Here is a 14,335-nt window from a genome sequence, read left to right on the forward strand (position 1 = left end):
ATTAGTTATTTCTTTTTACTAAAGCATAGTATTCGTTTTCTAAAGGAAGATATCCCTGATCATAAACGAAGTAATATACTGTTCCAACTTTTGTAGTATAAATACTGGTGAAAAATTGAAAATCAAACCCTTTAGCAATTAACTTTGATTTGGTAGTTTTTGTTTTTTCTTTTGGATTGAGTTCCTCTAGAATGCGGTAGTTTTTTCTAAGGCGGTTATTGATATTTCGTACTAAGTTTTTACTATCCTTATTAAGTTTATTATTGAAGGCATTTCTGCAATAATCACTACAGAATTTTTTGTCAGCGCGACCAATAATTTTTTCACCACATTCTGGACAGTCTTTTTGCATAAAGTATTATTTGATAGCAATATACAATAATCCGATTTAATCGTTTGTAAATGGATAATATAGGGGTTAAAAAAATGGAGTACACTAATTAGTATACTCCATTTTTTATTGGATATGATAAAAGATCTATTATTGAATGATTATTTTTTTAGTGAACGTTTCTTTGGAGTTAGTAATAGTGATTTTAGAAAGATATACTCCAGCAGTTAGTTTAGAAACATCATATAAATAGCTATCAGAAGATAAAATTTCTTGTGCAATATGATCCACTTTTCTGCCATTAAGATCATAAATACTGATAGAATTAATACTACCCTGTTTAAAGTTGAAATTTAATGTTTGAGATACTGGATTTGGGTATACGCTAAAAGAAATATCAGAAAGATCATCTACCGCTAATACGTTACCTGCAGAACAATTAGGGATTGGATTTGATAAAATGGGCTGTAAATAATCCATTTTCCATTGCACTACTGTGCTCCAATCATCAGCCAAAATACCTCCAGTATCACCAGAATTAGGATTTAATGCCCAAAATGTAAAGTGTAATTTCTTTTCTTTGATAAAATCTATAAACTTGGCAAACCAGATTTCATCTAATCCTCCTTGCCCCTTAATTCCTAATTCTCCAACGAGTAGAGGAGAAGTTCCGTTTGTATTTAAGAAGTTAAATTGTTCTTCCCAGATTCCCGGCATATTATCAGGAAAATCTGGTGCAGAAAACCACTCCTGTTCAAATACGGTAGGACCATATTCGTGAGGTGAATACATCAATTTATTTGGATTACTTAACGTAATAGGGTAATCTCTGGCTCCTTGCAGATTTCCTCCCCACCAATATGATGTTTCTGTACCATCTGGTTTTGTGTATGCTTCAATCCCTTCAACCATGATTAGTACATTTGGGTTTACTTCTAGGATAGCATTACCACACTTTTCGGCTGCTAATCGCCAGTCGAAAGCATCATTAGTTCCCCATCTAGCACCTTCTGGATTATCAATTTTACCGTTTGGTTCATTATTAATATCCATTCCGATAACGGCATCAAAATTCTTATAACGATCTGCTATAAACACCCAGTCATCAATCCATTGTTGTTCGGGTACATTATCGGTATACCATAATTTTTCAACGAGATATGCATCAGGGTTTCTAGAATGACAATCTAGGATTACTTTCATATCGTTTTCTTGGCACCATTGGATTGTTCTATCTAATAGCTCTAATGGAGTTGTAAAAGTTGATTCTTCTTCATTCATAGGTGTTACTCCGGTATAAGGATCAGAACCATAAGAGCCAATGTTTATTGAAGCACCATCTCTTAACATCATATTATGCCAAGGTATTCTAAAGCAATTAAAACCAAGGTCTTTAGACTGTTGTAGTACACTTTTATGATCTCGAGACCAGATTCCATGAAAACTACTGAGTTGTGTTTCGAATCCGAACCAGTTAACACCTGCTAGTATTACTTCGTTACCATCGGCATCTAATAATTTGTTGCCGTTTACAGTTAACCAATTGCCGGGACAATCTTCTTGAGAAATAACGTATTTTGATGACATTAAAACTGTTATCAGAAATAGGATGTAAATTTTTTTCATTTTAGTTAAGCTTAGTTATGATTTGTATAACAGCTATAACGATTGCGTAAAAACTTTTAGTATTTCATTATTGATTCTATTTTTGATAAATATCATTTTTATTAAAAAGCTTTTAATGGTATTGATTTTTAAAGTTTTATGCACTAAAACTTTATGTTAAATGAGAATTTGTTAAATGGATTTTTCGTTTGTAGGTATACTATGATAAGGAGGTGTAGTATAAAACTTATATTATTAAAAACTCGCAAGTTTTGTTTGTATTAGAAATAGATTTCTTGCGCTAATCTGAAGGTATTAGCATGCGCCTCAATAATAGTCTTAATATCTGGAGAGTATCCTCCACCCATTGAACACATTATCGGAATAGAATGATCCTTACAAGTTTGTATTACAAATCGATCTCTTTCTTTGCAGCCTTTTATAGTACACCCCAATTTACCCAATTTATCGGAGCCTAAAATATCAACTCCACAGAGGTAGTATATAAAATTGGGTTTTTGTGTTTTAATAAGTTTAGGGAGTGTTTCTTTCAGAATTTTTAGATAGTCTTTATCTTCTGTTCCATTAATAAGTGGAATATCTAGGTCAGACTGTTCTTTTTTAAAAGGATAATTGTTTGCTCCGTGCATGGAGAATGTAAATACATTTGGATCATTCTTAAATATTTCTGCAGTGCCGTTTCCTTGATGCACGTCAAGATCTATGATTAGTATTTTCTTTGCTTTTTGCTGTCGTAATAAATATCTAGCAGCAATAGCTTGATCATTTAATAAACAAAAAGCTTCGCCACGATTACTGTAAGCGTGATGTGTTCCTCCAGCGATGTTCATAGCTATACCGTACTTCATTGCATATTCTGAAGCTTTAATAGTGCCATCAGCAATAATCACTTCTCGATCAACGAGCTCCTGCGATAGCGGGAAACCAATCTTACGTATCGCTTTTCGATCTAATGTAAGCTCAGTAAGTTCTTGATAATATTCTGTGGTATGAACTGCTAAGATAGGCTTAGAATCAGGTATTTCTGGGATAAAAAAGTGTTCTTGATTGCAAGTGCCTTCATGTAATAATTGCTTAGGCAATAGCTCATACTTGATCATCGGAAAACGATGCCCTTCTGGTAAGGGATGTTTGTATATAGGATGGTATGCTATTTTTAGCATTTAGATAAGGCAATAATCATTTACTTAATGAATACGAAGATACTATCTTTGCTAAACAACCAATTACCTTTTTGATGAAAAATGATCCTTACTCAGCATTACGATATAAAGAGTTTACAATTTTTTTATTAATACGGTTGTCACTGGTTATGGCGTGGACTATGCAATTTATAGTAATCGAATGGCAAGTATATAGTCTTACAAAAGATCCACTTTCTTTAGGTATTATTGGCTTAATGGAGGTTATCCCGGCAGTATCTTTGGCTTTATTTGCAGGTCATATTGTTGATCAAAAAGAGAAGAAAAGCTTACTACTTACGTGTATTTTAGGATTTTTGGGAATTAGTTTAGGTTTGTTACTATTAACGTGGCCTAGTATTTCAGGTTCTTTGGCTGAATCTACTATTTTGTATGGAATTTATTTTCTCGTTTTTTTAGGAGGTATTGTTAGAGCTTTTTTAGGTCCTACTTTGTTTTCCTTGTTAGCGTTGTTAGTTCCTAAAAAGGTGTACCCTAATGCTGCCACTTGGAGTAGTTCCACTTGGCAAATAGGAGCCGTTGCTGGACCAGCACTTGCTGGATTTACAATAGGTTTTATTGATGTGCATTGGTCGATGTTAGTGATTGTTGGTTGGGCGTTAATAGCTTTCATTTGTTTGTTTAGGATTCCTAAGAAACCAATAATGAATCCTAATATTGGTGAACCTATATTTAAGAGTTTGAAAGAAGGGTTAACGTTTGTTTTTAAGACCAAAGCGGTTTTAGGGGCACTTACTTTAGATATGATCGCTGTTCTTTTTGGAGGTGCTATTGCATTATTACCTGTTTTTGCTCAGGATATTCTTAAAGTTGGACCACAAGGTTTTGGTGTTCTAAGGGCTGCTCCTGCTGTAGGGGCCTTTATAATTATGTTTACCACTGCATATTTTCCGATTAATAAAAAAGCAGGTATAAAACTGTTATTAGCTGTTTTTGGATTTGGAGTTAGTATTATAATTTTTGGTGTTTCTTCTGTTTTTTGGATTTCTGTAATGGCATTATTTTTTAGCGGAATCACGGATGGAATTTCAATGGTGATACGACAAACAATATTACAACTTAAAACTCCTGATCATATGAGAGGGAGAGTTTCTTCTGTTAATTCCATGTTTGTAGGATCTTCAAATGAATTAGGAGCTTTTGAGAGTGGTATTACTGCCAAATACATGGGCACAGTAACAGCCGTTGTATTTGGCGGTAGTATGACATTACTAACTGTTATTTTTACTTCTATCGTTTCTCCAGCTTTTAGGAAATTAGACCTCAGAAAAGATATTGAAGAAAATTCAAGTAGTTAATAGTATTCAAACATTAGCTAATCATAGCGCCAGGATTGACACCCTCTTGATCTGGATTTAAGAATACTAGTTTCCCATCAGGAGTTTCAGTCATTAGGATCATCCCCTCACTTTCTACACCTCTTAATTTTCTAGGAGCAAGATTTACTAAAACAGTCACTTTTTTACCAATTAGGTCTTCTGGTTTAAAGTGTTCTGCTATGCCCGAAACGATCGTTCTAGTATTGATTCCAGTATCTACTTTTAATACTAACAGCTTTTTTGCTTTTGGCATTTTTTCAGCTTCTACAATAGTTCCAACTCGCATATCCATTTTAGTGAAATCTTCGAAAGTAGCTGTGTCTTTTTGCGGTTCTACGGTTTTGTTCTCGGCTTGGTTTGCTTTTTTAGTAGCTTCTAATTTATCTAGCTGTTTTTGGATATCAGTATCTTCAATTTTAGAAAATAATAGTTCGCCTTTTTCAATCTTATGATTGGCAGGAAGAAGTGCTTCTTTTGTAGAAATATCATTCCAGTTGGTTTTTAAGTCATCAGAATTGATAGCAAGGATATTCTTTAATTTTTGAGATGTAAAAGGCAAAAATGGTTCTGATAAAGTAGCTAAAGCAGCAGCAACTTGTAAACCAACATACATAATGGTTTTAACACGCTCAGGATCTGTTTTAATAAGTTTCCAAGGTTCTTCATCTGCTAAGTACTTATTACCTAATCTCGAAACGTTTAATAATTCTTGTGAACCTTCTCTAAATCTATAGCGCTCAATAGAGCTACTGATAACATCAGGATAAGCTCTTAGTTCTTTTAAGGTTTGTTGATCTACATCAGACAATTCATTTGGTTCAGGAATGATACCGTCGTAATATTTATTCGTTAACACAACAATACGATTGATAAAGTTTCCAAAATTACCAACTAGTTCGTTGTTATTTCTATCTTGGAAATCTTTCCAAGTAAAGTCATTATCTTTCGTTTCTGGAGCATTTGCGGTTAGTGCATAGCGAAGCACATCCTGTTTACCTGGAAAATCTTCTAAATACTCGTGCAACCAAACAGCCCAATTCTTAGAAGTAGAGAGTTTGTTTCCTTCAAGGTTTAAAAATTCATTTGCAGGGACGTTTTCTGGTAAAATATAGCTTCCTTCTGCCTTTAACATACTTGGAAAAATAATACAGTGAAATACGATATTATCTTTACCGATGAAATGTACAAGTTTTGTGTCTTTGTCTTTCCAATAAGGTTCCCAGTCTTTTCCTTCTCTTGCTGCCCATTCTTTAGTTGAAGAAATATATCCAATTGGTGCGTCAAACCAAACATATAGCACTTTTCCTTCTGCTCCTTCTACCGGGACAGGGATTCCCCAATCTAAATCACGAGTTACTGCTCTTGGTCTTAATCCGTCATCAACCCAGGATTTGATTTGACCATATACATTGGTTTTCCAGTCTTTTTTATGACCTACTAGTACCCATTCCTTAAGGAAATCTTCATATTGATCTAATGGCAAAAACCAGTGTTTGGTTTGTTTTAATGTCGGTTTTGCCCCAGAAATTGTAGATTTTGGATTTATCAAATCTGTTGCATTCAGTGAACTACCACAGTTTTCGCACTGATCTCCATAAGCTTCTTCGTATCCACATTTTGGACAAGTACCAGTTACAAAACGATCTGCAAGGAATTGATCTGCTTCTGCATCATATAATTGTTCTGAGGTTTCCTCAATAAACTTTCCATCTTCATATAATTTTTTGAAAAAATCAGAAGCCGTTTCGTGATGGATAGGAGCAGAGGTTCTAGAATAATTATCAAAGGTAATTCCGAAATCTTCAAAAGACTTTTTAATGATTGCGTGGTATTTGTCAATAATTACCTGAGGAGAAACTCCTTCTTTTTTAGCGCGCATTGGTATGGCGGCACCATGTTCATCACTACCACAAATAAAGGCCACGTCATTTCCCGTAATTCTAAGGTATCTAGAATATATGTCTGCAGGAACATAAACTCCTGCAAGATGCCCGATATGAATTGGGCCATTTGTATATGGTAAAGCTGATGTAATTGTATATCTCTTAGGTGCGCTCATAATGCTTATAAAAATGAGGCACAAAGGTAATAAACACTTATATAAAATAAGAAAGCTTTATCTAATTAATACGAATCTTATTTTATGCTTTTATATTAGTGTCTCTGACTAGGTTTAATTAGAAATAACATTCTTTTTAATAGAAAAACAGTATCAAGAAATAATCCTGATACTGTTTAAAATAATTTGTTGTATTAAAATTGTTATAAGATCATAACGGGTTTGCTATATCGTTTTTTGCCTTTAGTTATTCTATAAGCATAAAACCCTTCGGATAGATTAGTTTGAGCGGCTTCTTTTACGTTTATTACATGTTCTCCTTCTAATAGCATTTCATTTTTTAGGTTTGCTATTTTTTGCCCACTCATACTATAAAGATCTACATTTACATGACCAGCCTGCGCATTGGTAATATGAAGAAATGATTGGTTATCTGTATATGTAACTGTGTGACCGAAATTTTCGAAGGTTGGGATTTCTTCATCTGTACCTAAACTATTACAGCCAAAACCAAGATCCAATGGATCGTATTGCTGACCTAAAAGAGTTTGATCAACAATATTACCGTCTATACATAACCATTCCTTCATAATAGAAGCATACACTTGTCTAAAATCATTGGTATTATATAGATTCCCGTTATTATTTAAATTTGACAAATCAGGATGATCTCCTATAAAACCATTTCCATCTAATCCTGTTCCGAAAAGCATCATAGGAGCCGCAGTTCCATGATCTGTTCCACGAGAGCCATTTTCTTTTACTCTTCTTCCAAATTCTGAAATTGTCATGGAAACTACTTTATCATCCCATCCAGCATCTTTAAGATCATCATAGAAATAAGACATAGTCTCTGATAATTGAGTCATCAATTCTTCTTGCCTATTTAATTGGTCATTGTGGGTATCGAAACCACCTAAAGTAACAAAATATACTTTGGTTCCTAAATTTCCTTTTATAAGACGAGAAACAACACTTAATTGTTGTGATAATCTATTGTCAGGATAATTTCCGAAATCAGAAGTACTTTCATAAGCATCATTAATTACTCCTGCATATGTAAATGTAGTATTTGCCACTCCTTTTAGATAACCTACTTTTTCTCCGTGTGTACAATCAGGAAGATTACTTAGGTCATAAAGAGATCCATTCTGAGCTATTTCATAAAGTTTTCTTGGATCGGCTACAGAAAAAGCAAAATTGTTTTGGTCTCCATTAAATATAAGATTCCCACTACTTCCTATCTGTATAGCTGCAGGACGATCTGGAGGACTTAATAGATAGTCTGGATATAGGTTTTCAAAATACCTTCCCATCCAACCAGAACTTTCTTGATCGGTTACATCAGAGGTTGCCCAAATATCGGAACCTGTAAAGTGTGATAATGCACTTTGTTCATATCCTACTCCATGCACAATTTTCATCTGACCATCTCCCCATAATTTCTCAAATTTATTAGCATAATTCGGCATTCCATAATCATCATTAAGGTTGAATAATTGATTTTCTGGAATCTTTATGTTAGGGCGTGCATTGGCATATGTGTCGTATTGATTGATTGGGATTACTGTGTTTAATCCGTCATTTCCACCTTTAAGTCTTACAATTACTAGGACTCTATCATTTTCTGATTCATTTAGAGCAGCGGATAGTGGAGAAGGTTTTGATACAGACAAAGCGGTGTTAGCAAATGCCATAGTACCTCCACCAACGATTCCTAGAGCTTGTAAAAATGAACGACGGTTCCATTTCTTATGTTCTTGATTATTACAGCTACCAGATTTTGGTGTGAAATTTTTATAATGAGTATCGCACATGATGTTATTATTTAAGTTGGAATTCAGGGATTGTTATTAGAAATTGTAAAAGGCTATAGACCTGTTTGGGAGCAGTTTCCCAATCAAGATTCCAAGTGCCATCTTCAAAATAATTTTCAGGAACTTGATCTTTAAAAATTTCTAAACCTTGGCTATATTCTGTAGCGCTAATAAGCTCTTTGGACAAAAAATTATCCATAATTTGTCGAGATACTAACTCAACATCATTAGAGTTTTCATCACTTACAGCCTTGCCGATTACTCTAAATTGCTCTTCGTTATGCCTCCAAGCTCTCCATAGATACCAACCAATTCTATCCCACCTTGTAGTAATTGTACTAGAATCTATCCAATCTTTATCTCCTTGCCAACCAGCAACATCAACTGGTTTTAATAATTCTTGTCCCAATTCTTGACATCCTCCACGTATTTTGTTGTTAAATTCGAAATCCGCGGGTAATTCAAAACCTAAGTCTTTAAAAAAGTTGATTTGTACATCAACAGGACTTTTAATATGAACACCTAAACTTTTCTGGTCAAAAAAATGTTCACTTTTAAACAGTTGTCTTAGTACAGGAGCTATTTCAAAATTATTATCTAAAAAAGTTTGAGCTAGTTGATTGACAATAGTTTCGTTGGTTGCTGGGCTAATAAAGTAGCGATAGAGTTTACCACAAATAAATGCTGCTATTTGTTGTGGTCTTTGCTCAAATAAAATTCTAATTACATCATAATAATCCCAATTTCCAGTTTGACCAAAAATTGTTTTATCATCACTATCAAATTTGTTAGCATCAAAGGTAATTGGACCCCAACGTTCTTCTCTTTCGTTCCAACCTGTTAAAGCTCTTGCAGTTTCAACAATATCATTTTGAGTATATCCATTGTCTACTCCTAGAGCAAAGAGTTCATATAACTCTCGTCCATAATTTTCATTGGGTCTATTTTTCGTGTTCTCATATCCGTTTAAATAGATAAGCATAGCCGAAGAAAGTCCCATATCACTTGCGAAATCCTTAAAATTCCCCAAAGAATGAAGTTGTAGTAAATTGTAATATTGAAACATATATGCAGGGCTTTGATATGTATTATCTTCTGTTACAAAATGATTACTCCAAAATAAAGTAAGACGATCTCTAAGATTATTCTGAAACATATCTGCCACCATTTGATTTTTCCAATCTCTTCTGTATTCAAAAGGGTTTTCTGGTCTTGCGTCAAAGTCATCTTTTATCCAATAGCCCCAAGCCGGTGCTGGAGTTGGATTAAGGTTCAAAGCTTCATCGATAAGACTATCAATATGGTCAGAAGGGTTTTGATTGAGCGCATTATTCACCATTTCTGGAGTAGCACCAAAACCAAGTCTTCTGTACAAATGATTAACTTTTTGTCTATTCCAAGGATTTGAGTTTGTCGGGGAATAGATGTTTAATGAAGCAACATTACACGAAGTATTTGTTGTTAGCATAAATAGATTGAGTTAGTTAAGAATTTACGTTAGTTTATTTTTATCGAAACGTAATTATCTGACAGTTAGTTTCTTGTTAAGAAATATTTAGTCATAATTATGATAATTTTTGATATTGTTTATTAATATCAATTTTTCCAATAAAAATGATTTTAAACTAAATATTTTAGATCGATTTCTTGCTACTCTTTTAGTATTCGTTTGTGATTAACTAGTATCTGTTTATGTCGTTTAGAATTTTTTTGGAGTTAACGGTATAACAGAATAAATCCCTTAGTAAATATATTATTACTAACGGATTTATTATATATTTATTTTATAACTTTTACTATATTAAGAAATTAACAGTGATTTACTAAACTCACCTGCTCCGGTTTCGATTCGGTATACATATTGACCTGTACTTAATCTTGTTCCAGCAGATTCTTTTACATCAATAACATGCTCTCCTTCTAATAGCATTTCATTTCTTAATGTGGCTACTTTTTGCCCAATAATGTTAAATAATGTTATATCTACATGTGTAGTTTCTGGGTTATTAATGTTTATAAAAGTTTGCCCTCCATCATAAGTAACTATATGGGATAGTGTTTCTCCATCTCCGGGGATATTAGGACTAACTCCGCCACAGGTGAACCCTAAGTCTAAAGACTCAAACTCTTCACCAAGTAAGGCGTCGCTTACAGTACTTGGATCAATACACAACCACTCTTTCATAACGGTAGAATAGATTTGTCTAAAATCATTAGTACTTTCTGCGTTGAATCCAACACTAGGATTATCTGGTAAGTCCGGATGTTCTCCAATAAAACCATTACCATTAAGTCCTGTTCCAAAAAACATCATTGGAGCAACGGTACCGTGGTCAGTTCCTAAAGAACCATTTTCTACTAGTCTTCTCCCAAATTCAGAAATCGTCATAGTAAGAACCTTATCGTCCCAACCAGAAGCTTGTAAATCTGCATAAAAATTACTAATACCTTCAGAGAAAGAGTTTAGTAACTGTTGATGTCTTTGTATTTGATTGTTATGAGTGTCAAATCCTCCAAGTGTAACCATATACACTTTGGTTCCTAGATTTCCTTTTATCAAACGAGCAACAATACGCATTTGTCTAGCGAAACTATCATCTTCTAAATATCCTCCGAAATCTGTAGATCTATTAAATGCTTCAGATATTGCCTCTGCATATGTATATGTTACGTTTGTACTTTCTCTAATAAAATTTAACCGATCACCATATGTACAATCAGGAGCTGGGTCCAAACTATAACCTTGATTTTCGATATAAGCTTCTAATCTTCTAGGATCTGAAATTGCAAAAGAAAAATCGTTTTCTGGACCTCTAAAAATTAGATTACCAATACTACCAATCTGAATAGAAGGCGGACTTGGTGGTGGGTCTGTAATATAACTAGGATATAATCTTTGAAAATATCTACCCATAAAACCTGAACGTTCTTCTTCGGTTAAATTGGTATTCGCCCATATATCCGTACCTCTAAAATGTGATAACGTTTGATCTTCATATCCTACTCCATGGGCTACTTTCATTTGCCCGTCACCCCATAAATTTTCTAATTTATTCATAGGTTTGGGCATTGCGTATTCGTTTTCTTCTAGATTAATAAATTCACTAGGGGGTATTTTTATTAAAGGTCTGGCATTTGCATAAATATCATATTGATTTACTGGAATAATGGTATTATAACCGTCATTACCTCCACCAAGTCTGCATATGATTAAAATATTATCTGTTTCTGCTTGACTTAAAGCTACGGATAGAGGAGACGGTCTGGAAACGGTAAGATTTGTGTTTGCCAGCATCATAGATCCTCCTCCTACAAGTCCTAATGCTTGTAAAAAAGATCTACGATTCCATTTTTTGTGATCATCAGTATTACAAACGCCTTCTTTAACGTTTGTTTTTATATTTTTGGGGTGGTGTGTATCGCACATAGGTTAATTATTTAAGTTGGAATTCAGGCAATTCATCAATGTGACTTAGTAGCGCATAAAACTGATCAGGAACTCCTGATAAATCTAATGTCCATAAAATAGGAGCAACGGCATCAGGTTCATAATAATTTTCAGGATAAAATTCCTTGAATATTGCTAATGCTTCATCGAACAATGTTTGATCTTCTAATCCTCTAGGCAGAAAATAGTCTAGAATTGCTTTTACCACGATATTAACCTGTTCTCCTTGTAATGTGTTATTTACAAAACCATCAGCTAAAGTTCCAATGGGAAGACCATTTAGGAAATCACTGAACTGTGTTTGATTCTGAGAATAAAAAGTATTTATGATACTTTGAATACCTTCCCATCTTCCAATTAAATAGTCAGGACTAATCCAATCTTCATCTCCTTGCCAACCTTCTACATCAATTGGATTTAGTACTTCTTGACCAATTGTAGTAGTTCTCCCTAATAAAGAATTTAAAGTTGCTAGTGTAGGAGGAGATTCAAAGTTTAATTGTTTAAAATGAGTAACAAATAGATCAATTGGACTTTTAATAATGGCACCTATAGCTTCTTGATCAAAGAAGTGTTCGCTTTTAAAAAGCTGACGTAACACTGGTGCAATCTGAAAGTTATTTGCTATAAATGTTTGTGCCATTTCGGCTACAATTGCTTCGTTACAAGTAGGACTTACGAAATAAGCATATAGTTTACCGCAAATAAAATTAGCTATTAATGTTTCTCGTTGCGCAAACAAATGTGCAATTACGTCATCAGGGCTTCCAAGTCCATAATATCCAAAGTTAGCGGTTTGACCAAAAATATCTTTTGTGTCATTACTAAATTGACCAGGATTAAAAGTAATAGGTCCCCAAGGAATATCATTAGTTTCTACCCAACCGGTAATAGCCTTGGCAGTTTCGATAATATCATTTTCATTATATCCATTATCTACACCTAATGTAAATAATTCATATAATTCTCTGGCATAATTTTCATTAGGTCTGTCTCTTGTGTTCTCATCTCCATTTAGATATACCAACATAGCAGAAGATATACCGATATCATATACAAATTGTCTAAAATCACCTAATGCATGAAATTGAAGAAGATTATAATATTGATATTGATAAGCAGGACTTCTGTACGATTGATCCTCAGTAACAAAGTGATTACTCCAAAATAGTGTTAAACGATCTCTCAATCCGTTTTGCACAAAATCATATATCATTTGTCTTTTACCCTCATCCTGATAAAAATTAATATCATTGTCCTCGTTAGCCATTTCAGCGGCTTCAAATTGATCTCGATTCCAAAAAGCCCATTCTGGGGCAGCAGTTGGAACTAAGGCAATTGCTTCATCAATCAAGGAATCTACTAATGCTGAGGGGTTGTTCTGATTTAATGCATCGATAACCTGTGTTTTAGTAGCTCCAAAGGCTACTCTTCGGTATAAATGATTTATTTTGCTTACGTTCCAAGGATTCTCAGCCGAGGGTACATAAGGGTCTAACGATGCTAAGTTACAAGAAGTATCAGAGATCATAGGCAATAGGTTTAATTAGTGTTAAGGGACGATTTTCAGCGTAATATAATAGTTTAGAACGAAAACATTTGTTAATTAGTATCCTAAAATGAAAAATTTAAGAAATGTTGAAGCCTAATTTTGTTAAAAAAGGAGATAAAATAGCCATTGTTTCCACTGCACGAAAAATTAGTCATAAAGAAATTAGTGAGGCTATTAATATTGTAGAAAAATGGGGTTTAACTCCTGTTGTGGGATCAACTATTGATTTAGAGTATAACCAGTTTGCAGGGACAGATGATGATAGAAGGCAGGATTTTCAAAGAATGTTAGATAATAATGAAATAAAAGCTATATGGTGTGCTCGAGGCGGTTACGGTACAATAAGAATTATAGACCTATTAGATTTTTCTATATTTATGAAACATCCAAAATGGATTGTTGGCTACTCTGATATTACAGTATTACACGCACATATTCACAATTTAGGAATTTCTACAATTCATGCCGCAATGCCGATAGATATTCATAAAGGTAGCGAAGAATCAAGACAATCACTATATGATTCTTTATTTGGAAAAAAGATTAAGTATAATATTCCTTCTTTTGAAAAGAATAAAACAGGAAATTGTAAAGGAAAGGTTATTGGAGGTAATTTATCTATCTTATATTCTATTTGTGGTTCTAAATCATCTATTGATTGTAAAGGAAAAATACTTTGTATTGAGGATTTAGACGAATATTTATATCATGTTGATAGAATGCTCCAGAATTTAAAACGTAATGGATATTTTGATGGATTGTCCGGTTTAATTGTTGGGGGGATGACTAAGATGCACGATAATAATATTTCTTTTGGAAAAAATGCTAAAGAAATTATTTTAGAAATTGTACGAGATTATAGTTTTCCTGTGGTATTTGATTTTCCGATGGGGCATATTGAAGATAATAGAGCATTAATTATGGGGGCAGAAATTTCTTTGGAAGTACAAAAGGAATCTGTAACCTTAAAGTATATGTAGG

The 14,335-nt window shown here is 33.7% G+C and carries 10 protein-coding genes; 2 read left to right on the forward strand and 8 right to left on the reverse strand.

Features of this window, described 5'->3' with window-relative positions; all coding sequences use genetic code 11:
• Position 1: 1 nt before the first annotated feature.
• The 3 genes from D1815_RS18205 to D1815_RS18215 all read right to left on the reverse strand — a co-directional run bounded on the left by D1815_RS18205 (position 2) and on the right by D1815_RS18215 (position 3,120).
• Positions 2-352, reverse strand: coding sequence for a hypothetical protein (locus D1815_RS18205; protein WP_027393281.1), 351 nt, complete (start codon positions 350-352; stop codon positions 2-4).
• Positions 353-481: 129 nt separating this feature from the next.
• The gene (locus D1815_RS18210) at positions 482-1,957 is read right to left on the reverse strand and encodes a cellulase family glycosylhydrolase (protein ID WP_118388752.1); all 1,476 of its coding nucleotides are present in this window, start codon (positions 1,955-1,957) and stop codon (positions 482-484) included.
• A gap of 260 nt (positions 1,958-2,217) precedes the next feature.
• Positions 2,218-3,120: a histone deacetylase gene (locus D1815_RS18215; RefSeq protein WP_027393283.1), complete on the reverse strand. Its 903-nt coding sequence runs from the start codon at positions 3,118-3,120 to the stop codon at positions 2,218-2,220.
• A 71-nt stretch (positions 3,121-3,191) separates the two neighbouring features.
• Here D1815_RS18215 and D1815_RS18220 point away from each other — a divergent pair, with 71 nt between their 5' ends.
• Positions 3,192-4,457 carry an MFS transporter gene (locus D1815_RS18220; RefSeq protein ID WP_118388755.1) on the forward strand — a complete coding sequence of 422 codons (1,266 nt, stop codon included), beginning with the start codon at positions 3,192-3,194 and terminating at the stop codon, positions 4,455-4,457.
• A 13-nt stretch (positions 4,458-4,470) separates the two neighbouring features.
• Here the strand turns inward: D1815_RS18220 and metG are convergent, their stop codons facing one another.
• From metG to D1815_RS18245, 5 genes are all read right to left on the reverse strand, one after another.
• Complete coding sequence (gene metG / locus D1815_RS18225; protein WP_035085458.1) at positions 4,471-6,537, reverse strand: methionine--tRNA ligase; 2,067 nt, start codon at positions 6,535-6,537, stop codon at positions 4,471-4,473.
• 203 nt (positions 6,538-6,740) lie between these two features.
• The gene (locus D1815_RS18230) at positions 6,741-8,354 is read right to left on the reverse strand and encodes a DUF1501 domain-containing protein (RefSeq protein ID WP_027393286.1); all 1,614 of its coding nucleotides are present in this window, start codon (positions 8,352-8,354) and stop codon (positions 6,741-6,743) included.
• 7 nt (positions 8,355-8,361) lie between these two features.
• On the reverse strand, positions 8,362-9,822 hold the full coding sequence (locus D1815_RS18235) for a DUF1800 family protein (RefSeq protein WP_027393287.1): 1,461 nt from the start codon (positions 9,820-9,822) through the stop codon (positions 8,362-8,364).
• A gap of 333 nt (positions 9,823-10,155) precedes the next feature.
• Positions 10,156-11,781 (reverse strand): DUF1501 domain-containing protein, encoded by a 1,626-nt coding sequence (locus tag D1815_RS18240; RefSeq protein WP_027393288.1) that lies wholly within the window; start codon positions 11,779-11,781, stop codon positions 10,156-10,158.
• 7 nt (positions 11,782-11,788) lie between these two features.
• Positions 11,789-13,333, reverse strand: a complete 1,545-nt coding sequence (locus tag D1815_RS18245) for a DUF1800 family protein (protein WP_027393289.1) — start codon at positions 13,331-13,333, stop codon at positions 11,789-11,791.
• Between the two features lie 104 nt (positions 13,334-13,437).
• Between D1815_RS18245 and D1815_RS18250 the strand changes: the two genes are divergently transcribed.
• Complete coding sequence (locus D1815_RS18250; RefSeq protein WP_118388757.1) at positions 13,438-14,334, forward strand: LD-carboxypeptidase; 897 nt, start codon at positions 13,438-13,440, stop codon at positions 14,332-14,334.
• Position 14,335: the final 1 nt, after the last annotated feature.

The sequence above is a fragment of the Aquimarina sp. AD1 genome, from assembly GCF_003443695.1.
Taxonomy (GTDB): Bacteria; Bacteroidota; Bacteroidia; order Flavobacteriales; family Flavobacteriaceae; genus Aquimarina; species Aquimarina latercula.